This is a genomic window from Arthrobacter sp. YA7-1 (genome assembly GCF_025960325.1).
Classification (GTDB): Bacteria; Actinomycetota; Actinomycetes; order Actinomycetales; family Micrococcaceae; genus Arthrobacter; species Arthrobacter bambusae_A.
Genome location: NZ_CP110114.1, coordinates 1,598,596 through 1,622,071 on the forward strand (window position 1 = coordinate 1,598,596; position 23,476 = coordinate 1,622,071).

General features: G+C 62.8%; 15 protein-coding genes and 3 rRNA genes. 15 read left to right on the top strand and 3 right to left on the bottom strand.

Going from position 1 to position 23,476, the window contains the following annotated elements; translation table 11 throughout:
* The first annotated feature begins 57 nt into the window (after positions 1-57).
* Complete coding sequence (locus OIT41_RS07485) at positions 58-720, top strand: DNA-3-methyladenine glycosylase (protein ID WP_264637694.1); 663 nt, start codon at positions 58-60, stop codon at positions 718-720.
* A 19-nt stretch (positions 721-739) separates the two neighbouring features.
* On the opposite strand, the gene OIT41_RS07490 is transcribed toward OIT41_RS07485, so the two are convergent.
* Positions 740-1,375, bottom strand: a complete 636-nt coding sequence (locus tag OIT41_RS07490; RefSeq protein ID WP_241708876.1) for a GNAT family N-acetyltransferase — start codon at positions 1,373-1,375, stop codon at positions 740-742.
* Positions 1,376-1,533: 158 nt separating this feature from the next.
* On the opposite strand from OIT41_RS07490, the gene OIT41_RS07495 reads away from it, so the two are divergent.
* Both OIT41_RS07495 and tyrS read left to right on the top strand, forming a co-directional pair.
* Complete coding sequence (locus OIT41_RS07495; protein WP_241708877.1) at positions 1,534-3,762, top strand: AAA family ATPase; 2,229 nt, start codon at positions 1,534-1,536, stop codon at positions 3,760-3,762.
* Between the two features lie 44 nt (positions 3,763-3,806).
* Positions 3,807-5,117: a tyrosine--tRNA ligase gene (gene tyrS, locus OIT41_RS07500; protein WP_264637695.1), complete on the top strand. Its 1,311-nt coding sequence runs from the start codon at positions 3,807-3,809 to the stop codon at positions 5,115-5,117.
* A gap of 141 nt (positions 5,118-5,258) precedes the next feature.
* Here the strand turns inward: tyrS and OIT41_RS07505 are convergent, their stop codons facing one another.
* The gene (locus tag OIT41_RS07505; protein WP_264637414.1) at positions 5,259-6,443 is read right to left on the bottom strand and encodes an integrase catalytic domain-containing protein; all 1,185 of its coding nucleotides are present in this window, start codon (positions 6,441-6,443) and stop codon (positions 5,259-5,261) included.
* A 599-nt stretch (positions 6,444-7,042) separates the two neighbouring features.
* Here OIT41_RS07505 and OIT41_RS07510 point away from each other — a divergent pair.
* From OIT41_RS07510 to rrf, 3 genes are all read left to right on the top strand, one after another.
* Positions 7,043-8,564 (top strand): 16S ribosomal RNA (locus tag OIT41_RS07510).
* Positions 8,565-9,147: 583 nt separating this feature from the next.
* Positions 9,148-12,286 (top strand): 23S ribosomal RNA (locus OIT41_RS07515).
* Between the two features lie 169 nt (positions 12,287-12,455).
* A 5S ribosomal RNA gene (gene rrf / locus OIT41_RS07520) occupies positions 12,456-12,572 on the top strand.
* Together the 16S, 23S and 5S rRNA genes form the textbook arrangement of a ribosomal RNA operon.
* 656 nt (positions 12,573-13,228) lie before the next feature.
* Here the strand turns inward: rrf and OIT41_RS07525 are convergent.
* A complete protein-coding gene (locus OIT41_RS07525) occupies positions 13,229-14,134 on the bottom strand; it encodes a hypothetical protein (RefSeq protein WP_264637696.1) in 906 nt (301 codons plus the stop codon).
* A gap of 21 nt (positions 14,135-14,155) precedes the next feature.
* Here OIT41_RS07525 and OIT41_RS07530 point away from each other — a divergent pair, with 21 nt between their 5' ends.
* From OIT41_RS07530 to xerD, 9 genes are all read left to right on the top strand, one after another.
* The gene (locus tag OIT41_RS07530) at positions 14,156-15,019 is read left to right on the top strand and encodes a hypothetical protein (protein WP_264637697.1); all 864 of its coding nucleotides are present in this window, start codon (positions 14,156-14,158) and stop codon (positions 15,017-15,019) included.
* Entirely contained in the window at positions 15,012-16,001 is a 990-nt protein-coding gene (locus OIT41_RS07535; RefSeq protein ID WP_241710242.1) for an HAD-IIA family hydrolase, read from the top strand. Before OIT41_RS07530 ends, OIT41_RS07535 begins: the two co-directional genes overlap by 8 nt.
* Positions 16,002-16,010: 9 nt before the next feature.
* Complete coding sequence (locus OIT41_RS07540; RefSeq protein WP_264637698.1) at positions 16,011-16,265, top strand: hypothetical protein; 255 nt, start codon at positions 16,011-16,013, stop codon at positions 16,263-16,265.
* Between the two features lie 2 nt (positions 16,266-16,267).
* The gene (locus OIT41_RS07545) at positions 16,268-17,080 is read left to right on the top strand and encodes a TlyA family RNA methyltransferase (RefSeq protein WP_241710244.1); all 813 of its coding nucleotides are present in this window, start codon (positions 16,268-16,270) and stop codon (positions 17,078-17,080) included.
* A gap of 13 nt (positions 17,081-17,093) precedes the next feature.
* Positions 17,094-18,116, top strand: a complete 1,023-nt coding sequence (locus OIT41_RS07550; RefSeq protein WP_241710245.1) for an NAD kinase — start codon at positions 17,094-17,096, stop codon at positions 18,114-18,116.
* Positions 18,117-18,119: 3 nt separating this feature from the next.
* On the top strand, positions 18,120-19,859 hold the full coding sequence (gene recN, locus OIT41_RS07555; RefSeq protein ID WP_264637699.1) for a DNA repair protein RecN: 1,740 nt from the start codon (positions 18,120-18,122) through the stop codon (positions 19,857-19,859).
* 211 nt (positions 19,860-20,070) lie between these two features.
* A complete protein-coding gene (locus OIT41_RS07560; protein ID WP_264637700.1) occupies positions 20,071-21,813 on the top strand; it encodes a CTP synthase in 1,743 nt (580 codons plus the stop codon).
* A 27-nt stretch (positions 21,814-21,840) separates the two neighbouring features.
* On the top strand, positions 21,841-22,503 hold the full coding sequence (locus OIT41_RS07565; RefSeq protein ID WP_078105618.1) for an NUDIX domain-containing protein: 663 nt from the start codon (positions 21,841-21,843) through the stop codon (positions 22,501-22,503).
* Positions 22,476-23,468 carry a site-specific tyrosine recombinase XerD gene (gene xerD, locus OIT41_RS07570; protein WP_413542323.1) on the top strand — a complete coding sequence of 331 codons (993 nt, stop codon included), beginning with the start codon at positions 22,476-22,478 and terminating at the stop codon, positions 23,466-23,468. Before OIT41_RS07565 ends, xerD begins: the two co-directional genes overlap by 28 nt.
* Positions 23,469-23,476 lie beyond the last annotated feature (8 nt).

The following is a 23,476-nucleotide window of genomic DNA, read 5'->3' on the forward strand; positions in this document are numbered from 1 at the left end:
GAATCGGACATCACCGGCGGCGGATCCGATTGACTGATTTTTTGCTAGGGTCTGGGCATGACAACGCAGCGCCAATCCACGGAGGCCATCCGGGCGATTCTTTCCGGAGATCCGCGGGACGTTGCCCCTTTGCTCCTCGGCGCCGTGTTGAGCCACCGGACTCCTGAGGGCACGGTGTCCGTCCGGCTCAGCGAGGTGGAAGCGTATCTGGGTCCGCGGGACTCCGCCCAACCCGACCCCGGATCCCACACCTTCGGGGGCCCCACCGCCCGGAACGCTCCGATGTTCGGTCCCGCAGGCCACCTGTACGTCTACTTCACCTATGGCATGCACTATTGCGCCAACATGGTCTGCGGGCCCGACGGCGTTGCGTCCGCGCTGCTGGTGCGGGCAGGGGAGGTGGTGGCCGGGCAAGCCTTGGCGCAGTCCCGCCGTCCGGCGTCGAGATCGCTGAACGATCTTGCCAGCGGGCCGGCGCGGCTTGCCTCCGCTTTGGGACTGACCACGGCGGACAGCGGCCGGGATGCCTTGGCTGAACCGTTCAGCCTCGACCTTCCGGCAAGCCCGGCGGTGCCATCGGCAATCACGAGCGGCCTCCGGGTCGGAGTGTCGGGCGACGGCGGTTCCGCCGCCTACCCGTGGCGGTTCTGGCTCTCCGGCGATCCCACGGTGTCGCGCTACAAGCCCGGCCGCAGCCGCGCCCTCGAGAAGCCCTCGTAGGAGGCCCGCGAAGAACCCGTCACGCCGCGTGTTCGCTCCGGGCCGGTTCCGCGACATACGCACAGTGGTTGTCGGCCAGTTCGAAGGGCGCGAGGCGGCCAAGCAACGCCTCGCGCACGTGGGGCCATTCCTCGCGCAGGATCGAGAAGACGGCGGTGTCGCAGCGGCTGCCGTCCGGAGCGAAGCGGTGCCCGCGCAGGGTGCCCTCGTAACTGGCGCCGAGCCGCTGGATGGCCGCAGCGCTGCGCGTATTCCGGGCGTCGCAGCGGAAGGCAACGCGGTGGACGTCCAGCACATCGAAGGAGTACGCCAACAGCAGGTGCTTCGCGGCCGGATTGACATGGCTGCCCCAAAACGGTCGCCCGTAAAAAGTGCCGCCGATTTCCAGGCGCTGCTGCCGCGGACTGTACTCGCACAGGGACGTGGTTCCAAGCAGTGCTCCCGTACGCTGCTCGACGACGGCAAACGGCATGGTTGCCGGATCTTCGAGGCGGGCCGCGAAGAGTTCGGCCAATTCCGCGGCGCTCAAGGGCTGGTCGGCGGCCATGCCGGACCACATCCCGGAGTCCACGAAATCGAAGAGCGGACCGGCATGTGCGGGGGAGAGCGGGACCAGGCTGATGCCGTGTCGGGTCAGGGCAACGTCGTGCTGCATTGCAGCATTGAAGCACCACTGGGTGCGGATGGAACAGCTCAGGAGGTTAGCGCCGGGTGAACATTGTGTGACGCACCGGCGGGCGGGCAGTTTCACGCACGTCAAGCAAAACCGCTGTAGAATGGACGGTCCGTCTTTTTCGATAGGGGAACGTTTCGATGCACGACGCTGATTTGATCCACGAGCGGGAGTACGTGGCCGGTCTCTACTCGCGTCTGGATGAGCTGCGGGAGGAAAAGCGCCAACAGCTGGCGCAGGTCCGGCGCGCCGGGGCGGTAGGCACCATGCAGAACGTTTCCGAAAGGGACGCCTTCGCGGCACTGTACGAGGACCGCCTCGCCCAGCTCGACGCCGTCGACGACCGCCTCGTGTTCGGGCGCCTTGACCTGGACAGCGGAGAGGCGCAGTACATCGGGCGCATCGGATTGTCCACGGCAGACCTCCAGCGGCTCATGGTCGACTGGCGCGCGCCGGAAGCCGGCCACTTCTACCAGGCGACCGCCTTCGACCGGCAGGGGGTCCGCCGTCGTCGCCACCTGATCCTGCAAGGCCGCGAGGTCAAGGCTATCGAGGACGATGTCCTGGATGCCAGCATGCTGGCGGACAACGCCTCGCTCCAGGGCGAGGGCGCACTTCTTGCCGCCCTCAATTCCAAGCGGACCGGCCGCATGTCGGACATCGTCGGCACCATCCAGTCCGAGCAGGACCGGATCATCCGTTCGTCCATGTCGGGTGCCTTGGTTGTCCAGGGCGGTCCCGGCACGGGCAAGACGGCCGTCGCGCTCCACCGCGCCGCCTACCTGCTGTACACCCACCGTGACCGTTTGAAGTCCGCGGGCGTGTTGCTCGTTGGACCGTCGTCGTCGTTCATGCACTACATCGAGCGGGTGCTGCCGTCCCTCGGCGAGACCGGCGTCGTCATGGCGAGCCTTGGCCGCCTCATGCCCGGCATCCATGCCGTCCCGGAAACCGATCCCGACGTCGCAGCGCTCAAAGGCAAGCTGAATATGGCCGACGTGATTGCCAACGCCGTGGCCAACCGGCAGCGGACTCCCGCAGAGGACCGCATCCTCGAGGTCGATTCGCGCAAGCTCACGCTGTCCGTGCGGCAAGTCCGGCGCGCCCGGGACAGGGCACGCGCCACCGGGAAGCCGCACAACGAAGCGCGCGTGACGTTCGTGAAGATCCTGTTGCGCGAACTCACGGAGCAGCTGACGGAGATCGTCGAGGAATCGAACATCGGCAACAATGCCGACCGTTCCTACCTCGCCGAAGACGTCCGTTCGGCACGCGACGTCAGGATCGTCCTGAACCTTTGCTGGATGCCCATGACGCCCGAGAAGCTCGTTTCCGAGCTCTTCAGCAAGCCAGCCATCCTGGAAGCCTGCACCCCGCACCTCACCCCGGCCCAGCGTGCCCTCCTGCTTCGTCCGGCGGACGCCCCGTGGACGGAAGCGGATGTTCCACTGCTCGACGAGGCCGCCGAGCTCCTGGGCGAGCTGGATCCTGCCGCCGGCCGGGGGCTGGCGCAGCAAGAGCACGACCGTGCCCGCGACATCGCCAACGCCAAGCAGACCCTGGTCAACATGGAGGCCATGGGTGTGGACGTATTGATGACGGCCGAGGAACTGGCGGACCAGAACCAGGAGCGCGAAACGCGCCTGACCGCGGCCGAACGTGCCACGAGCGACCGTTCGTGGGCGTTCGGACACATCGTGGTGGATGAAGCGCAGGAGCTCTCGCCCATGCAGTGGCGGCTGTTGGTCCGCCGCTGCCCGCTGAAGTCCTTCACGATCGTCGGCGACATCGCCCAGACGAGTTCCTCCGCCGGTGCGAATTCCTGGCAGAGTGCCCTCGCGCCGTCGTTCGGGGACCGCTGGCAGCTCGAAGAACTCACGGTCAACTACCGCACGCCCTCGCAGATCGCCGAAGCGGCAGTCCGTATGGCGAACCGCGCCGGCCTCGTCGTCTCGGCACCCAAGGCCGTCCGGGAAGGCAAATGGTCGCCCATCGTGGATCGCGTGGACGAAGCCGGGATGGTGGACCGCCTCGTCGAGGTCCTTCCGGAGGAACTGGAAGCGATCGACGGCGGCCTTCTCGCCGTGATTGCCGACGGCGCCCTCTTGCCGCGCGCCGCAGCCGCCCTCCGTGGGGTCTACGGACACCGCGTGGGCACCGGAGCGGGCAGCTACTCCCAGGACATCGTGGTCATCAGCCCCAAGGAAGCCAAGGGCCTGGAGTTCGATGGTGTCGTGGTCCTTGAGCCTGCGGCCATGCTGAACCATGAACATGGGAAGGTGGGCGATCTCTACGTCGCCATGACCCGTCCGACGCAGCGGTTGCGCCTCATCACGGCCGCTCCATTGCCCGCGGGTATCGAGCGCTGAGCCATGCAAGCAGGCCGAACGTCAATCCTGCTAACTTAGAACTCGTGTCACACGTAAACAACCTCGAGTCCCAACACAACGACCCGGGCTTTGCCAACATCTGGCAAGAGCTCAAATGGCGCGGCCTGATCCACGTTTCCACTGATGAAACGGAACTGGAAAAGCTCCTCGCCGGGGACCCGATCACGTATTACTGTGGCTTCGACCCCACCGCGCCGTCCCTGCACCTCGGCAACCTGGTCCAGCTCCTGCTCATGCGCCGCCTGCAGTTGGCCGGCCACAAGCCGCTCGGCCTGGTGGGCGGCTCCACCGGCTTGATCGGGGATCCGCGCCCGACGGCGGAACGCACCTTGAACACCAAGGACACCGTTTCGGAGTGGGTCGGCTACCTTCAGGCCCAGGTCCGCCGTTTCCTCAGCTTCGAGGGGGACAACGCGGCGCGCATGGTCAACAACCTTGACTGGACCGCGCCCTTGAGCGCCATTGATTTCCTGCGGGAGATCGGCAAGCACTTCCGGGTGGGCACCATGCTCCGCAAGGATGCCGTTGCTTCCCGTCTCAGCTCCGACGAGGGCATCAGCTACACCGAGTTCAGCTACCAGATCCTGCAGGGCATGGATTACCTCCAGCTCAACCGTGACTACGATTGCGTGCTGCAGACCGGCGGCTCGGACCAGTGGGGCAACCTCACGAGTGGCACGGAGTTGATCCGCAAGGTCGATGGGAAGTCCGTCCACGCCTTGGGGACGCCCCTGATCACCAACTCGGATGGCACCAAATTCGGTAAAAGCGAAGGCAACGCCATTTGGCTCGATGCCCACATGTGCAGCCCCTACGCCTTCTACCAGTTCTGGCTCAACACGGCGGATGCCGACGTCGTTGACCGCCTCAAGGTCTTCACTTTCCTTGGCCGCGCGGAGATTGAGGAACTTGGAGCCGCTGTTGCCGAGCGTCCGTTCGCCCGCGAGGGCCAGCGCCGGCTTGCCTACGAAGTCACGTCGCTCGTGCACGGAGTGGACGCGACGGAGAAGGTGATTACCGCTTCGGCTGCGCTGTTCGGCAATGGCGATCTCTCGGTTCTGGACGAAGTGACCTTGGCGTCCGCCACTGCCGAGCTGCCGTCTGCCTCGGTCGGCGCAGATGGCCTGGGTATCGTCGACCTCCTGGTTGCGTCCGGCCTCTCCGAGAGCAAGTCCGCTGCCCGACGCACGGTAGGGGAGGGCGGCGCCTACGTGAACAACAACAAGGTAACCGACCCCGACGCCGTGATCGACCGGGCGGAACTGCTTCACGGCCGGTACCTGCTGCTGCGCCGCGGGAAGAAGAATCTGGCTACTGTCGAAGTGGCTGTCTGACTCCGAGACGGACTATTGCACGCTCCTCCGGGCCGACCCTGTTGCCTCATTGCAATACCTCCGGGAAGAGTAATACGTTGCCTCATTTGAAAACCTCCGGATGGGTGGTTTCGTTGCCTCGGTGAAGTGCCTCCGCGAGGCCTAGTGGTTCCAGGCGCGGTTGAAGGGTTTGAGGGGTGCTGGTTTCTTGGCCAAGGCCAGTGTTTCCAGTTGCCCGGTGAGCGCCAGGATCTGGCGTGAGAGGGCTCCGGGCTTGATGCGTTTGAAGGCGGCGTTCATCTGGATGACCGGGCGTTTGTGCATCCGTTCATGCCGGATCGCGCGTTGGTGGGGTGTGGCGGGGGCGTCGTGTTTCTTGGTGACTTTCGCGCCGTGCCGCTGCTTGAAGAGTAGCTTCTGCTGGGGCAGCAGGTAGTTGGTGAGGACACGGTCCAGCTCCCAGATCTCGTTGAGTTTGGCCAGTTCCGCGGGGGTGTCGTAGCGCAGGTAGCCGACCAGTTCCCGGACCCTGGCCCAGTTCTTCTGCTCCACGTGGGCTCCGTCGTTTTTGTTGCCGGGCCGGGAGCGGGTGAAGGTGATCTCGTGCGCGTGGCAGTAGGCCAGCAGATGCTCGTTGATGAACTCGGAACCGTTGTCTGAATCGATGCCGATGATGGGGAACGGGAACACGGCAGTGACGTGTTCGAGGGCCTCGAAGACCCATTTGGCGGCCTTGTTCCGCACCGACCGGTTCACGGTCCAGCCCGTGGCGATGTCCGTCACCGTCAGGGTGCAGCAGAACTCCCCGAAGCTGTTGCCTCCTTCGTGGCCCACCAGGTCGATCTCCACGAACCCCGGGACGGCGTCATCCCACTCGGCCCAGGTGCGGACCGGGATCTGGGATTTGAGCAGCGTGCCCGGCTTGGTATGGGACCTTCCCCGCGGGAAAAGTTTTGCCCGTTCGCCGGCGAGTTTCCGGTCGATCGTCGCTGCGCTCATCCGCATCAGCAGTCCGGCCTGTTCATCGGTCAGCTCAAGCTCCCGGTCCCGGCGCAGCAGCGGCACCAGGACAGGCAGCATCGGGGCCAGCAGCCTGCCGGCAGGGGCGCGCAGCACGGCCCAGCACTTGATGAGGGCCGGCAGCAGATCGGGCCCGTACACCGGGGTCCTGCCCGGGCGTGGTCTGACGATCTTCAACACCAGGGCATCCCGCAACGCCGCCCGGGCGTAGTCGCGGTGCCACCCGGTCAGCTCGACCAGTTCGTTCAGGATCCGGGACTTCCCTGCACGATCAGCACCCTTATAGGCGAGGGCCTTCTTCTTCGTCACAGCTTGCCGCTGGGCCATCGTTAGCTCCATGAAAACGGGCATAGCCCCCAACCGCCGCCACACCTGCGAACCACGCCGCTACGCGGAGGTTTTCAAATGAGGCAACGTATCCGGCTACGCGGAGGTTTTCAATGAGTCAACGCGCCGACTTGCGCGGCTCCGGGGGAGCGTGTATCGTTTTCTGAGTCGCTGCCGCTGAAGCGGATAAATTGCGACAAAATCCCATTGAATGTGAATAATCCGATGTAGACCGAAAATCTGGAATCGGATGATTTATCGACTCTGTGGGGAAATTCGATTCCGTTGGGTGAATTTCCGGAGAAATCCTGGATTTGCAAAGTGGAAATGAATGAAATAAAGTAGAAACATCGCAGCGAGGAAATGCGGAACAAATTCAATTGAATTTTTTCCGAGAAGTAATCGGATTGTGTCTGTTGTTTGAGAACTCAATAGTGTGCCAAGTTTGTTGATACCGATTTGTTTTTATGGATTGGTTGATTTTGCCGGGCCTTGTCCGCCCCTGTGGGTGGGGTCTGGTTTTCAGCTGGTTTCAAATTTTGTGCAGCCGTTCTGCCGTTATTTCCGGTGGTTGTGGTTGTGTCTGTTTTTGTTTTACTTCAACGGAGAGTTTGATCCTGGCTCAGGATGAACGCTGGCGGCGTGCTTAACACATGCAAGTCGAACGATGATCTCCAGCTTGCTGGGGGGATTAGTGGCGAACGGGTGAGTAACACGTGAGTAACCTGCCCTTGACTCTGGGATAAGCCTGGGAAACTGGGTCTAATACCGGATATGACCATTCCGCGCATGCGGTGGTGGTGGAAAGCTTTTGCGGTTTTGGATGGACTCGCGGCCTATCAGCTTGTTGGTGGGGTAATGGCCTACCAAGGCGACGACGGGTAGCCGGCCTGAGAGGGTGACCGGCCACACTGGGACTGAGACACGGCCCAGACTCCTACGGGAGGCAGCAGTGGGGAATATTGCACAATGGGCGCAAGCCTGATGCAGCGACGCCGCGTGAGGGATGACGGCCTTCGGGTTGTAAACCTCTTTCAGTAGGGAAGAAGCGAAAGTGACGGTACCTGCAGAAGAAGCGCCGGCTAACTACGTGCCAGCAGCCGCGGTAATACGTAGGGCGCAAGCGTTATCCGGAATTATTGGGCGTAAAGAGCTCGTAGGCGGTTTGTCGCGTCTGCTGTGAAAGACCGGGGCTCAACTCCGGTTCTGCAGTGGGTACGGGCAGACTAGAGTGATGTAGGGGAGACTGGAATTCCTGGTGTAGCGGTGAAATGCGCAGATATCAGGAGGAACACCGATGGCGAAGGCAGGTCTCTGGGCATTAACTGACGCTGAGGAGCGAAAGCATGGGGAGCGAACAGGATTAGATACCCTGGTAGTCCATGCCGTAAACGTTGGGCACTAGGTGTGGGGGACATTCCACGTTTTCCGCGCCGTAGCTAACGCATTAAGTGCCCCGCCTGGGGAGTACGGCCGCAAGGCTAAAACTCAAAGGAATTGACGGGGGCCCGCACAAGCGGCGGAGCATGCGGATTAATTCGATGCAACGCGAAGAACCTTACCAAGGCTTGACATGAACCGGTAACGCCTGGAAACAGGTGCCCCGCTTGCGGTCGGTTTACAGGTGGTGCATGGTTGTCGTCAGCTCGTGTCGTGAGATGTTGGGTTAAGTCCCGCAACGAGCGCAACCCTCGTTCTATGTTGCCAGCGGTTCGGCCGGGGACTCATAGGAGACTGCCGGGGTCAACTCGGAGGAAGGTGGGGACGACGTCAAATCATCATGCCCCTTATGTCTTGGGCTTCACGCATGCTACAATGGCCGGTACAAAGGGTTGCGATACTGTGAGGTGGAGCTAATCCCAAAAAGCCGGTCTCAGTTCGGATTGGGGTCTGCAACTCGACCCCATGAAGTCGGAGTCGCTAGTAATCGCAGATCAGCAACGCTGCGGTGAATACGTTCCCGGGCCTTGTACACACCGCCCGTCAAGTCACGAAAGTTGGTAACACCCGAAGCCGGTGGCCTAACCCTTGTGGGGGGAGCCGTCGAAGGTGGGACCGGCGATTGGGACTAAGTCGTAACAAGGTAGCCGTACCGGAAGGTGCGGCTGGATCACCTCCTTTCTAAGGAGCACCATTTTCGCCTCTGGGTCTGTCTGCATGGATGGTCCGGGGGTGTGTGGAAGCAAAGCCCATTGCGCAGGCGTCTGTTCTGCGGTGGGTGCTCATGGGTGGAATATCAGCAGATAGCGGCCGGTTTGTTTTTTCCTGTGTTTAGTACGGATGCTCTTTGGGTGTTCTGGAACGGTGCGGGCGGGGATGGGCTGGTTTTCGTGTTTGGCACACTGTTGGGTCCTGAGGCAACAGGGCCGGTTGTGGGGGGTGCGTGGCCTGTTCGGGTTGCGTGGTTTCCTTGTGCCGGGTTTGTGTGTTTCTGGTTTCCTGGTTGCATGTCCTGTGCGTGTCCGGTTGTTCTTCGTCTTTTGTGGCGGGGGGTGGTTGGTGTGCGGGGGTGTGGTACGGGGTTGTTGTTTGAGAACTACATAGTGGACGCGAGCATCTAGGCACGCGCATGGTCATTGCTTCTTTTGGGGGGTGGTGGTGTGTGTGTGTCTTACAGCAATTTCTTTTTTTGAACCTGGATCCGTTCGTGCTTTTGCATGTGGCGGTTTCCGTGGTTCTCTCGAGAAGTTTTTTGATCTTGTGTGGTCAAGTTTTTAAGGGCACACGGTGGATGCCTTGGCATTAGGAGCCGAAGAAGGACGTAGGAATCTGCGATAAGCCTGGGGGAGTTGATAACCGAACGGTGATCCCAGGATGTCCGAATGGGGAAACCCCGCCAGAGGCTGTGAGGTTATCTGGTGACCCGCATCTGAACACATAGGGTGCGTGGGGGGAACGCGGGGAAGTGAAACATCTCAGTACCCGCAGGAAGAGAAAACAAGAGTGATTCCGTTAGTAGTGGCGAGCGAACGCGGATGAGGCTAAACCGTTCCATGTGTGATAGCCGGCGGGCGTTGCATGGGCGGGGTTGTGGGACTTTCCGTACTGGTTCTGCCGGACCGGTGGGGTGAGAGCATGGACATAGGTGAACGGTCTTGAAAGGCCGGCCGGAGAGGGTGTTAGCCCCGTAACCGTAATGTTGTGTGCCGCCTGGAGAGGATCCCAAGTAGCACGGGGCCCGAGAAATCCCGTGTGAATCTGTCAGGACCACCTGATAAGCCTAAATACTTCCTAATGACCGATAGCGGACCAGTACCGTGAGGGAAAGGTGAAAAGTACCCCGGGAGGGGAGTGAAACAGTACCTGAAACCGTGTGCTTACAATCCGTCGGAGCCAGTCTGATTCTGGTGACGGCGTGCCTTTTGAAGAATGAGCCTGCGAGTTAGTGTTACGTCGCGAGGTTAACCCGTGTGGGGTAGCCGTAGCGAAAGCGAGTCTGAACAGGGCGAGTGTAGTGGCGTGATCTAGACCCGAAGCGGAGTGATCTACCCATGGCCAGGTTGAAGCGACGGTAAGACGTCGTGGAGGACCGAACCCACTTCAGTTGAAAATGGAGGGGATGAGCTGTGGGTAGGGGTGAAAGGCCAATCAAACTCCGTGATAGCTGGTTCTCCCCGAAATGCATTTAGGTGCAGCGTTGCGTGTTTCTTGCCGGAGGTAGAGCTACTGGATGGCCGATGGGCCCTACAAGGTTACTGACGTCAGCCAAACTCCGAATGCCGGTAAGTGAGAGCGCAGCAGTGAGACTGTGGGGGATAAGCTTCATAGTCGAGAGGGAAACAGCCCAGACCACCAACTAAGGCCCCTAAGCGTGTGCTAAGTGGGAAAGGATGTGGAGTTGCGAAGACAACCAGGAGGTTGGCTTAGAAGCAGCCATCCTTGAAAGAGTGCGTAATAGCTCACTGGTCAAGTGATTCCGCGCCGACAATGTAGCGGGGCTCAAGTACACCGCCGAAGTTGTGGATTTCAGATAGTAGACAAGCCTTCGTGGTTCAGTCGTCTGGAGTGGTAGGGGAGCGTCGTGTGGGCGGTGAAGTCGCGGTGTAAACCAGCGGTGGAGCCTACACGAGTGAGAATGCAGGCATGAGTAGCGAAAGACGGGTGAGAAACCCGTCCGCCGAATGATCAAGGGTTCCAGGGTCAAGCTAATCTGCCCTGGGTAAGTCGGGACCTAAGGCGAGGCCGACAGGCGTAGTCGATGGACAACGGGTTGATATTCCCGTACCGGCGAAGGACCGCCCATGCCAAGCGGGGGATACTAACCGCCCGGAGCCTGCCCAATCACCCTTGTGGTGTGCGGGTTTTGGCCGAGCGCGGGACCTGATCCCGGGAGGTAAGCGTATTAACAGGTGTGACGCAGGAAGGTAGCCGGGCCGGGCGATGGTTGCCCCGGTCTAAGGATGTAGGGTCAGCGATAGGCAAATCCGTCGCTGTGTCTTTGATGACGTTCCTGAGATCTGATGGGACCCCCGTCATGGGGGGATCCGGTGATCCTATGCTGCCTAGAAAAGCATCGGCGCGAGGTCTTAGCCGCCCGTACCCCAAACCGACACAGGTGATCAGGTAGAGAATACCAAGGCGATCGAGAGAATTATGGTTAAGGAACTCGGCAAAATGCCCCCGTAACTTCGGGAGAAGGGGGGCCCCAACCTTGAACACCACTTGCTGGTGGGAGGGGATCGGGGCCGCAGAGACCAGGGGGAAGCGACTGTTTACTAAAAACACAGGTCCGTGCGAAGTCGCAAGACGATGTATACGGACTGACTCCTGCCCGGTGCTGGAAGGTTAAGAGGACCGGTTAGCCGCAAGGCGAAGCTGAGAATTTAAGCCCCAGTAAACGGCGGTGGTAACTATAACCATCCTAAGGTAGCGAAATTCCTTGTCGGGTAAGTTCCGACCTGCACGAATGGAGTAACGACTTCCCCGCTGTCTCAACCATAAACTCGGCGAAATTGCAGTACGAGTAAAGATGCTCGTTACGCGCAGCAGGACGGAAAGACCCCGAGACCTTTACTATAGTTTGGTATTGGTGTTCGGAGTGGCTTGTGTAGGATAGGTGGGAGACGTTGAAGCCCGGACGCCAGTTCGGGTGGAGTCATCGTTGAAATACCACTCTGGTCACTTTGGACATCTAACTTCGGCCCGTGATCCGGGTCAGGGACAGTGCCTGATGGGTAGTTTAACTGGGGCGGTTGCCTCCTAAAAAGTAACGGAGGCGCCCAAAGGTTCCCTCAGCCTGGTTGGCAATCAGGTGTCGAGTGTAAGTGCACAAGGGAGCTTGACTGTGAGAGAGACATCTCAAGCAGGGACGAAAGTCGGGACTAGTGATCCGGCGGTACATTGTGGAATGGCCGTCGCTCAACGGATAAAAGGTACCTCGGGGATAACAGGCTGATCTTGCCCAAGAGTCCATATCGACGGCATGGTTTGGCACCTCGATGTCGGCTCGTCGCATCCTGGGGCTGGAGTAGGTCCCAAGGGTTGGGCTGTTCGCCCATTAAAGCGGTACGCGAGCTGGGTTTAGAACGTCGTGAGACAGTTCGGTCCCTATCCGCTGCGCGCGCAGGAAATTTGAGAAGGGCTGTCCTTAGTACGAGAGGACCGGGACGGACGAACCTCTGGTGTGTCAGTTGTACTGCCAAGTGCACCGCTGATTAGCTACGTTCGGATGGGATAACCGCTGAAAGCATCTAAGCGGGAAGCTCGCTTCAAGATGAGATTTCCATACACCTCGTGTGTGAGAGGCCCCCAGCCAGACCACTGGGTTGATAGGCCGGATGTGGAAGACAGGACTAAAGACTGTTGAAGCTGACCGGTACTAATAGGCCGACAACTTACACCACACAAACACGATCACTGCTTGCGTCCACTATGTGGTTCCCGAACAACAACCCGTTCAGGAACAAACCACAACTGAATAACAACACCACCGTTCCCCCGAAAAAAAGGGAACACCTGTTGTAACCACAATCTTCCCGCCCCGCACCCCGTGCGGGGACCGGGTAACAGGGTTACGGCGGTCATAGCGTGGGGGAAACGCCCGGTCCCATTCCGAACCCGGAAGCTAAGACCCACAGCGCCGATGGTACTGCACCCGGGAGGGTGTGGGAGAGTAGGACACCGCCGGACAACCATTCACAGGCCAGGCCCCGACACACACTGTCGGGGCCTGACCCACTTAAAAAAACAAACACCACCAACACCCCCCCGGCCCCGGGACCCCCACCCCACCCAAGGTGAGCGCGCGTCCGGCCCGGACCCGCCATAAGTGAGCGCGCGATCAACGAAAACCCCCGCTCACATATCACCCGGTTTCCACCAACCCCGGCTCACATATACGCCCGTTTCCCCAAACGCCGGCTCACATATACGCCCGTTTCCCCAAACGCCGGCTCACATATACGCCCGTTTCCCCAAACGCCGGCTCACATATCACCCGGTTTCCACCAACCCCCGCTCACATCTGTCCGTCCGGACCCTGGATAGGTGAGCGGGCGTCCGGCCCGGGACCGCTATATGTGATCGAGGGTTGTTGTAGGGATTGGGTAGACTTGACGGCTTCTAAGAACTGACACGCCGGCCGTGGGCTTGGTTTCCCGGAGGGCCGAAGGGTGTTTGCCGAGGCATCAGGTTGTGATGATTCCCACGGGAAGCTGAATACGCGGCCTTCGAATGCGTTCGCCGATGGCTGTTCACCTAGAATTGCATAAGAGATACGAGCCGGATCCCGGCGGCGTGAGAACAAAATACGGATAAGAGCGGCTGCGCATGCGCCAGTGGTCAGCTCACAACAGGAGGAATCCATCATGGCTGAGCACAACGGCGGCAATCGCGGCAACTTCGGCGGTGGCCGTGGCGAGCGCGGCCCGTTCCGCGCCAACAACAATTCCGGGGGCGACCCCCGAGGGTTCCGTTCCAGGGACAACCGTGACGGCGCCGCTGGCGGCGACCGCGATCGGAAGGCGGTCGGCGATGGTGAGCGCCGTAGCTTTGGTGATCGTCCTCGTCGTGATGGGGATGCGCGCCCGAGTTTCGGTGACCGGGATCGTAAGCCGTTTGGTGATCGCCCGAGCCGCGAGGGTGACCGTGACCGTAAGCCGTTTGGTGATCGCCCGAGCCGCGAGGGTGACCGTGACCGTAAGCCGTTTGGTGATCGCCCGAGCCGCGAGGGTGACCGTGACCGTAAGCCCTTCGGCGATCGTGACCGTAAGCCCTTCGGTGATCGTCCTCGTCGTGACGGGGATGCGCGCCCGAGTTTCGGTGACCGGGATCGTAAGCCCTTCGGTGACCGGGATCGTAAGCCGTTTGGTGATCGCCCGAGCCGCGAGGGTGACCGTGACCGTAAGCCCTTCGGTGATCGTCCTCGTCGTGATGGGGATGCGCGCAAGCCTTTCGGTGACCGCGATCGCAAGCCTTTCGGTGACCGTGACCGTAAGCCCTTCGGTGACCGTCCACGCCGCGATGGCGACGGAGAGCGTCGTAGCTTCGGCGACCGCCCGGAGCGCGGTCCCCGCAAGTTTGATGGCCCACGTACCGAGGGACGCAGCTTCGGCGGCGGATCCTGGGAAGAACGTCCCGCGCGGGTTCCGAACGCGGCGGATCTGCGCAGCGCCAACCGCCCGGACCGCGAGCGTTCCCCCGAGATCGACGACGACGTCACAGGCCAGGAACTCGACCGGGTCACGAAGCACCAGATCAAGACCCTTGAAGGCATGAATGCCGATTGGGTCGCCAAGCACCTGGTGATGGCCGGCCGCCTCATCGATATCGACCCTGAGCTGTCCTTCCAGCACGCCCTGGCCGCGAGCCGTCGCGGCGGGCGTTTGGCAGCCGTCCGTGAAGCCGTGGGCCTGACCGCCTATGCCGCCGGCCACTATGGCGAGGCTCTTCGCGAATTCCGCACCTACCGGCGGATCAGCGGCTCCAACGTCCATTTGCCCCTCATGGCCGACTGCGAACGCGGCCTGGGGCGGCCGGGCCGTGCGCTCGACGTCGTCCGTTCACCCGAGGCCCAGGATCTCGACGCTCCCGGCAAGGTTGAGCTCGCCATTGTGGCTTCCGGCGCCCGGAGCGATCTTGGCCAGTTGGACGCTGCCGTGGCCGAACTGGAGATCATCCAGCTCGACATCAACCGCGCCTTCTCCTACAGTCCGCGCTTGTTCCGTGCCTATGCCGACGCCCTGACGGCAGTGGGTCGCACGGAAGAAGCCGGCAAGTGGCAGCGCCAGGCAGTCGTGGCCGAAAACGCCCTCGGCGTTGGAGACTTCGAGGACCCGGACATCATCGACCTCGGCGAAGACGACGAAAACGAAGCACGCAAACCTCGTTTCCGGAACCTCGAAGGGACCCCCGAGCGAGCCGAGGAGCGCCAGTCCGCGGAGGCGCCGGCACGCGCAGAGACAGTTATCGCCCCTGAAGCCCCCGAACAGGACGAAGTGGAACTCGACGACGCCGAGTCTGACTACTTTGAGTCCGACGACGCCGAGTCGGACCGCGATTCCGTGGAGGAAAACGACGACGCTGAAGAAGACGGAGAAGAGGCCTCCCACGCCGGCGAAGAGTCCGGGAATGACTGAAGCCTCACTGGTTTCGCGTTTTGACGCCGTTCTGTCCGATCTGGACGGAGTAGTTTACGCAGGTCCGCACGCCATCCCGGGCGCAGTGGAAGCCCTGCAGCGGCTTGAGTCCGTCGGGGTGCGGCTGGGTTATGTCACCAACAACGCCTCGCGTACCCCGGCGCAGGTGGCAGCCCATCTTCGTGAACTTGGCGCGCCTGCCGAAGATAACCAAGTGGTCAGTTCTTCGCAGGCTGCCGGGGATCTTCTGGCCGAACTCCTCGCTCCGGGTTCGCGTGTCATGATCACGGGAAGCGCGGCCTTGGCCCACGAGATCGAACTCGTGGGCCTCACCCCCGTCCACAGCGCCAAAGAGAAGCCTGTGGCTGTGGTCCAGGGCTTCAACCCGGAAATCGCATGGAAGGACCTGGCCGAGGCATCCTATGTTGTTGCCGCAGGCGCCCTCTGGGTGGCTACCAATACGGACATGTCCATACCCCAGGCCCGGGGGATTGCCCCGGGAAACGGCACCCTCGTGGCTGCCGTGGCGTCTGCCACGGGCAAGCAACCGCGGGTCGCCGGCAAGCCGGAGGCCCCGCTCTTCCATTCGGCCGCCCGGAGGCTGAAGTCCGAGCGGCCGATCGTTGTGGGAGACCGCTTGGACACTGACATCCTTGGCGGTAACCGTGCGGGCTTCGCGACGGCGGCCGTCCTCACGGGCGTCGACACGCCCGAGTCCATCCTTGCTGCGCGCAGCTCTGAACGCCCGGGATACTTGCTGGCTGACCTCACGGAACTGTACGAGCCGTACCCCGAGATCGTCGAGGAGGACAGCACGTTCCGCTGCGGAAAGGCAACTGCCGAAGTCCAGGATGGCCTGATCAAGGTCTCCGGGTCCGAGAAGGACCTGGACGCCTGGCGCGCTGCATGCGCAGCCTGGTGGGCGGCCACCCCCGACGCTGCGGAGGCTACATTGCCGCGGCTCGAATGGCTGGAAAACTAGACTGGTCCAATGAGCGAGTTGAACGATCACCCGGAGAGCGCAGCCGAAATGGGTGCCATCGATCTGGACGGCCTCAAGCCGCAAAGCGTCGAGCCGCACGATGCCCCATGGCCGGACGACACGGTCGCCACAGGTGACGCCGCCGTGGATTCCGCGTTGGGGCGACTGGCCGGGGTCTCCGCTGCGCCGGTGGCCGAACACAGCGGGCTCTATGCCGAGGTCCACGACTTGTTGCTGGCGGCCCTCGACGCCGACGAACGCTGAGCATGGCCAGGCTCGACCAGGAACTCGTCAGCCGTGGATTGGCGAGATCGCGGACCCATGCCGCGAAACTCATTGCGGACGGGAAAGTCAGCTCCGGAGGCAGCGTTCTCGCCAAGGCAGCGCAACAGGTCTCCGAAGAAACGGACATTGACGTTCAGGCCCATGCCGAGGACGTTTACGTCAGCCGCGCCGGACACAAACTTGCCGGAGCGCTGGCGGCGTTCCCTTCCGTCGTTGTCGAGGGGAAGCGGTGCCTCGACGCCGGAGCCTCCACCGGTGGCTTCACCGACGTGCTGCTCCGGCAAGGTGCCGCGCACGTGGTGGCGGTCGACGTCGGGCATGACCAGCTGGTGCCGTCCTTGCGGAACGATCCCCGTGTGGCAGTCCATGAGGGCCTCAACGTCCGCTACATGACGCCCGAGCAGATCGGCGGGCCGGCCGCGCTCACTGTGGCAGACTTGTCCTTCATTTCCCTCACGCTGGTTCTGCACCCGCTCGCGGCGTGCACAGAACCCGGGGGAGACCTGGTGCTCATGGTGAAGCCGCAATTCGAGGTGGGCAAGGAGCGGCTGAGCCGCACCGGCGTGGTCACCTCGGACCATGAACGGCGGCGCGCGGTGGCCCAAGTCGCGCAGGCCGCCGTGGATGCAGGGCTTGAACTCTGCGGCCTTGCACCGAGCCCCTTGCCCGGCCAGGACGGAAATGTGGAGTACTTCCTGTGGATAAGACGCAGGATGCAGGTGGACTTGCCTAAGATCGAAGAGCGGGACGAGGAAGTTGCTGCACTGATGGAACGAATCTGGACCACCCACTAGAAAGCAGAACACCATGAGCAGGCGCGTTATGGTCCTTGCCCACACCGGGCGCGAGGACTCCCTTCGCGCGGCCTGGGATGCCTGCGGGCAGCTCCACTACTCCGGCCTGATCCCCGTGATGCAGAAGTCCGAACTGGACGATATCGAACGGTTCTATGGCGTGGTGGACAAGCCGATTGAGATACTCCATGAGGATGTCCGGCTGGAGGACGTCGAACTCGTCATGGTTCTTGGCGGCGACGGCACCATACTGCGCGCGGCCGAGCTGGTCCGCAACGTCGATGTTCCCCTGTTGGGCGTCAACCTCGGGCATGTTGGCTTCCTCGCCGAGAGCGAGCGTGCCGATCTCGCCCAGACTGTGGAGTGGATTGCCAGCCGCGACTATACCGTGGAAGAACGCATGACCATCGACGTCCAGGTGTGGGTCCGGGGCCAGAAGATCTGGCATACCTGGGCCCTCAACGAAGCCGCCATTGAAAAGGCGGACCGGGAGCGCATGATCGAAGTGGTGACCGAAGTGGATGAGCGTCCGCTGACGTCCTTCGGCTGCGATGGAGTGGTGCTGGCTACCCCTACGGGCTCCACGGCCTATGCCTTCTCATCCGGCGGCCCGGTAGTGTGGCCCGAGGTGGAGGCACTAGTGATTGTCCCCATCAGCGCCCACGCCCTCTTCGCCAAGCCCCTCGTGGTTTCGCCGCGGTCCAAGCTGGCCGTGGAGATCCTCACCCGGACGGATGCCCAGGGCGTACTGTGGTGCGATGGCCGCCGTTCCGTGGACCTGCCGCCCGGCGCCCGCATCGAAGTCACCCGGTCCACCCGGCCTGTGCGGCTTGCGCGCACGCACCAGACCCCGTTCTCAGCGCGGCTCGTTCGGAAGTTTGAGCTCCCCATCCACGGCTGGCGGGGTCCGGCGCCCCGTTCGGCCGACATCCACACGGGCCCGACCCCCGTGATCAGGACCTTCAAGCCCAGCCCTTTGCCGACGCCCCACGACGTGCGGACAGGTAGAGCGGCCGATCCCACAAAGGAGATGTAAACCATGATCGAGGAACTCCGGATCCGTGATCTCGGCGTCATCACCGACGCCACCCTGCCGTTGGGGCCAGGCTTGAGCGTCGTCACGGGCGAAACCGGCGCCGGCAAGACCATGGTGGTCACCGCCGTCGGCCTCCTTCTGGGAGCGCGGTCCGACGCCGGTGCGGTACGCTCCGGTGCAAAGTCGGCCTCTGCTGAGGCCACGCTCTTGCTCGATCCGGCGCACAGTGCCGTGGAAAGGGCCGTGGAGGCGGGCGGCGACGCGGAAGAGTACGACGGCGGCACCCAGCTCCTGCTGGCCCGCACCGTGGGTGCGGACGGCCGCAGCCGTGCGTTCGTGGGCGGCAGATCGGCGCCTGTAGGCGTGTTGGCGGAACTTGGCGAGAGCCTGGTGGTGGTGCATGGCCAGTCGGACCAGATCCGGCTCAAGGGTGCCGTGGCGCAGCGGCACGCGCTGGACCGCTTCGCCGGTGCCGATCTCGCCGCGACGCTCACGGAATACCAGGAGCTTTACACCCATTGGAAGTCCAGCCAGGCGGAGCTCGATACCCTCCGCAGCGAGGCGCGGGAAAGGCTGCGCGAGGCGGAATCGCTCGCGGTCGCGCTCAGTGAAATCGACGACGTCGATCCGCAGCCGGGCGAGGATGAATCCCTCAAGGCCGAGGCAGTGAAGCTGGCGAATGTGGAAGAGCTCCGCATTGCCGCCGCGGCAGCGCACGAAGCACTGATTTCGGAGGAATTCGGCGAAACAGCCGACGCGACCACGCTGATCGACTCCGCGAAACGGGCGCTGGACCAGGTTTCCGAGCATGACGAAGCGTTGGCGGGAGCTGCTGCACGGCTCGCCGAGATCGGCTTCCTCATCAACGACATCGCGGGGGAGCTGTCCAGCTACCAGGCCTCCCTGGACTCCGAGGGGCCCGAACGGCTCTCGGAGATCGAGGAACGGCGCGCTGCCCTGGCCAAACTCATCCGGAAGTACGCCCCGAGCATCGACGAGGTCTTGGAATGGGCCGCAGCTTCGAGGATCCGGCTCGACGAACTGCAGGACGACTCGAGCCGGATCGAAGCCCTCGAGGCCGAAGTGACTGCCGCAGAGTCCACGCTGCGGAAGCAAGCCGCGCGCATCTCGAAGTCGCGATCGAAGGCAGCCAAAGAACTTTCCACGCGCGTGAGCGCGGAACTCACCGCCCTCGCGATGGCCGACGCAACCCTGGTGATCGAGGTGGACAGCCAAGGACAGTTGGGCCCCCACGGCGTCGACGACATCTCCTTCCTCCTGCAGCCACACTCGGGTGCCCCTGCCCGCCCCCTTGGCAGGGGGGCGTCCGGTGGCGAGTTGTCACGCGTGATGCTCGCCATCGAAGTGGTCCTCGCGGCCGTGGATCCGGTGCCGACGTTCGTCTTTGACGAGGTGGACGCCGGAGTTGGCGGGCGCGCGGCCGTGGAGATCGGACGCCGGCTTGCCATGCTGGCCCGCCACGTCCAGGTGCTGGTGGTAACCCACTTGCCGCAGGTGGCTGCCTTCGCCGACCAACATATCCGCGTCACCAAGACCTCGGTCAGGGGAAGCGACGGCAAGACCGCCACGGGCTTCACGTCCAGCGACGTGCAGCTCCTCGATGACGAGGAACGCGTGAAAGAGCTTGCCAGGATGCTGGCGGGCCAGGAAGACTCGGAGTCCGCGCGGGCGCATGCCCAGGAATTGCTGGACGACGCGAAGGTTCTCCCGCAGCAGGCGTAGCTACCCGGCTGCGGCCTGGGACATCGGTCACATGCGCGCTTTCGCCGGACAGGGAGGCTCCTTCTGCGGTACCTGAGGCCAAGCAGCTGATTCCCGGGCGGCTGAGCTGTTTTGCCGTTCCGGGTGGGCTTTACTCTTGATCCTTGCCCGATGGCAGGGGACTATTGAGCATTTGGGAAAACGGCTAGCGGATCCTTTGGAGGCGCAATTGATGATAGGCTCGAATTCCGTGGTGCAGCGATCAAATTCCCGTGTAAATTCCCGGTTTCCGGGCTCGTCCAAGACGACCAAACACATCTTTGTCACTGGCGGTGTGGCGTCCTCGCTCGGCAAGGGACTGACGGCTTCGAGCCTCGGCCACCTGCTGCGGGCACGCGGTTTGTCTGTAACTATGCAGAAGCTCGATCCCTATCTCAACGTGGATCCGGGCACGATGAACCCCTTCCAGCACGGCGAAGTCTTCGTCACTGACGACGGCGCCGAAACCGATCTCGACATCGGACACTACGAGCGGTTCCTCGATGAGAACCTCGAGGGTTCGGCCAACGTCACAACCGGCCAGATCTACTCGACGGTTATCGCCAAGGAAAGGCGTGGTGAGTACCTCGGCGACACCGTCCAGGTCATCCCGCACATCACGGATGAGATCAAGCGCCGCATGCGCCTCCCCGCTGAGGGCAAGAACGCTCCTGACGTCATCATCACCGAAATCGGCGGCACCGTTGGCGACATCGAGTCGCAGCCTTTCCTCGAGTCCGCACGCCAGGTCCGCCAGGACATCGGCCGGAACAACGTCTTTTTCCTGCACGTCTCGTTGGTGCCCTACATCGGCCCCTCGCAGGAACTGAAGACCAAACCAACACAGCACTCTGTTGCCGCGCTGCGTTCGCTCGGCATCCAGCCGGAAGCGATCGTCATCCGCTCGGACCGCGAAGTGCCCGACGCCATGCGCGAGAAGATCGGCCGCATGTGCGACGTCGATATTGACGCCGTGATCAACGCCGCCGATGCTCCCAGCATCTACGACATCCCCAAGACGCTGCACTCCCAGGGCCTTGACTCCTACGTCGTCCGAGCCCTGGATCTCCCGTTCAAGGACGTCGACTGGACCAGCTGGGACAAGCTCCTCGAAGCAGTCCACAACCCCAAGCACCACGTTGAAATTGCCCTGGTGGGCAAGTACATCGACCTCCCGGACGCTTACTTGTCCGTGACCGAGGCCTTGCGTGCCGGTGGTTTTGCGAACGAAACCAAGGTCAAGATCCGGTGGGTCCCGTCCGACGAATGCGAAACCCTCGAAGGCGCCACGAAGTCCTTGGCAGGCGTCGACGCTATTTGTGTTCCCGGCGGCTTCGGCATCCGTGGCCTGGAGGGCAAGCTCGGCGCGCTCAAGTTTGCCCGCGAGACGAAGCTTCCCGTGCTGGGCCTGTGCCTCGGCCTTCAGTGCATGGTCATCGAGTACGCCCGCAATGTGGTCGGCCTCGAAGGGGCGTCCTCCAGCGAGTTCGAACCCGACTCCAAGTACCCGGTCATCGCCACGATGGAAGAACAACTGGACATCGTGGACGGCAAGGGCGACCTCGGCGGCACGATGCGCCTGGGCCTCTACGAAGCCACGTTGGATGAAGGCTCCGTGGTCGCAGAGACCTACGGTGCCACGACGGTCAGCGAGCGTCACCGCCACCGCTACGAGGTCAACAACAAGTACCGCGAGCAGATTGCGGCCGAGGGGCTCGTGTTCTCCGGAACGTCCCCCGACGGCAAGCTGGTCGAGTTCGTGGAACTCCCGCGCGAAGTACACCCGTACTACGTGGCAACGCAGGCCCACCCCGAGCTCAGCTCCCGCCCCACGCGCCCCCACCCCCTGTTTGCCGGCCTCGTGAAGGCTGCGCTGGAGCGTCAGGCAGGCGTGGACGCCGGAGCAAAGTCGGCCCGCAAGGTAGCTGCAAAGTAATCGCTCACACAAACGAAGGACGGCGCGATGCCCGGTTTTTCTGAAACCCCCAGCACTTTTCGGAAGGTTTCGGACATGCCGAGCCCGCGCCGTCTTTTGTCGTCCAGCAAGGTCTATGAAGGCCGGATCTGGGACGTCGTCAGTGACGCGTTCGAACTGGGCGAAGACACCGGCACTTTGATCCGCGACTACATCGACCACCCCGGTGCTGTTGCGGTGCTGCCGATGAATGTCGACGGCGAAATCCTGTTGCTCAAGCAATACCGCCATCCCGTGGGCATGGACCTGTGGGAGATTCCGGCCGGTCTTCTTGACGTGGCCGGCGAAGACTTCGTCGTCGGTGCAGCCCGGGAGCTCGCGGAAGAGGCCGATCTTACCGCGGCCACGTGGAATGTCCTCGCGGACTTCTTCAACTCGCCCGGCTCCTCGAGCGAGGCGATTCGCATCTATTTGGCACGCGGTTTGGGAAGCGTTCCCGAGGCGGAACGGCACGTCCGCACGGATGAAGAAGCCGAAATCGAGCTCGTGTGGGTGACACTCGACGAAGCCGTTTCAGCGGTGCTCGAAGGCCGGCTGCACAACCCGTCCGCCGTCGTCGGGATCCTCGCGGCCGCCGCCGCGCGCGCGGACGGCTTCAGGAACCTGCGCCCCGCCAATGCTCCCTGGCCCGCCCACCCGAGCCAGCGCTGACCGTGCCCCAGCTCGCGGAGACCCGGGTCCAGACCTCCATTGACCGGGCCGTCACGGATTACCTGCAACACCTGGGCGTGGAACGTGGCCTCGCACGCAACACCTTGTCCGCTTACCGCCGGGACTTGTCCCGCTATTCGAACTTCCTGGCCGCGTCCGGCGTGGACAAACCTGGCAACATCTCCCGCCACGATGTCACGGCCTTTGTCCAGGCACTGTCCGACGGCTCGGATGGTGGCGCCGCCCTCGGGGTCCGCTCAGCTGCACGCACCGTGGTCGCCGTCCGGGGGCTCCACAAGTTTTGGGCCCTGGAGGGCACGACGACGGCCGATCCGGCGAGCGATGTCCACCCGCCCATGCCCGGCAAGCGGCTGCCGAAGGCCATCAGCGTCGGCGAAGTGACCCGGATCCTTGAGGCTGCCGGCGCCGATACCGCCACCGGATTGCGGGACCGGGCCCTTTTGGAGTTCCTCTATTCCACGGGCGCCCGCATCAGCGAAGCGGTGGGGCTCGACGTCGACGATGTCTCCCTCGACGCGGAATCCGATGGCCCCGCGATCGTCAGGCTCTTCGGGAAAGGTTCCAAGGAGCGCCTGGTGCCGCTGGGGTCCTATGGTGCCCGCGCCGTCGGGTCCTACGTGGTTCGCGGACGGCCGGCGCTGGCCGCGAAAGGCAAAGGCACCCCGGCACTGTTCCTGAATGCCCGCGGAGGCCGGATCAGCCGGCAGAGCGCCTGGACCATTCTCAAGACAGCGGCGGAGAAGGCAAACATCACCAAGGATGTCTCGCCGCACACCCTCCGGCATTCGTTCGCCACGCATCTCCTGGAGGGCGGCGCCGATGTCCGGGTGGTGCAGGAGCTCCTGGGCCACGCCTCGGTGACCACCACGCAGGTGTACACCTTGGTCACTGCCGACACCTTGCGCGAAGTGTACGCCGCTGCGCACCCGCGGGCGCTCGGCTGACGCGTCGC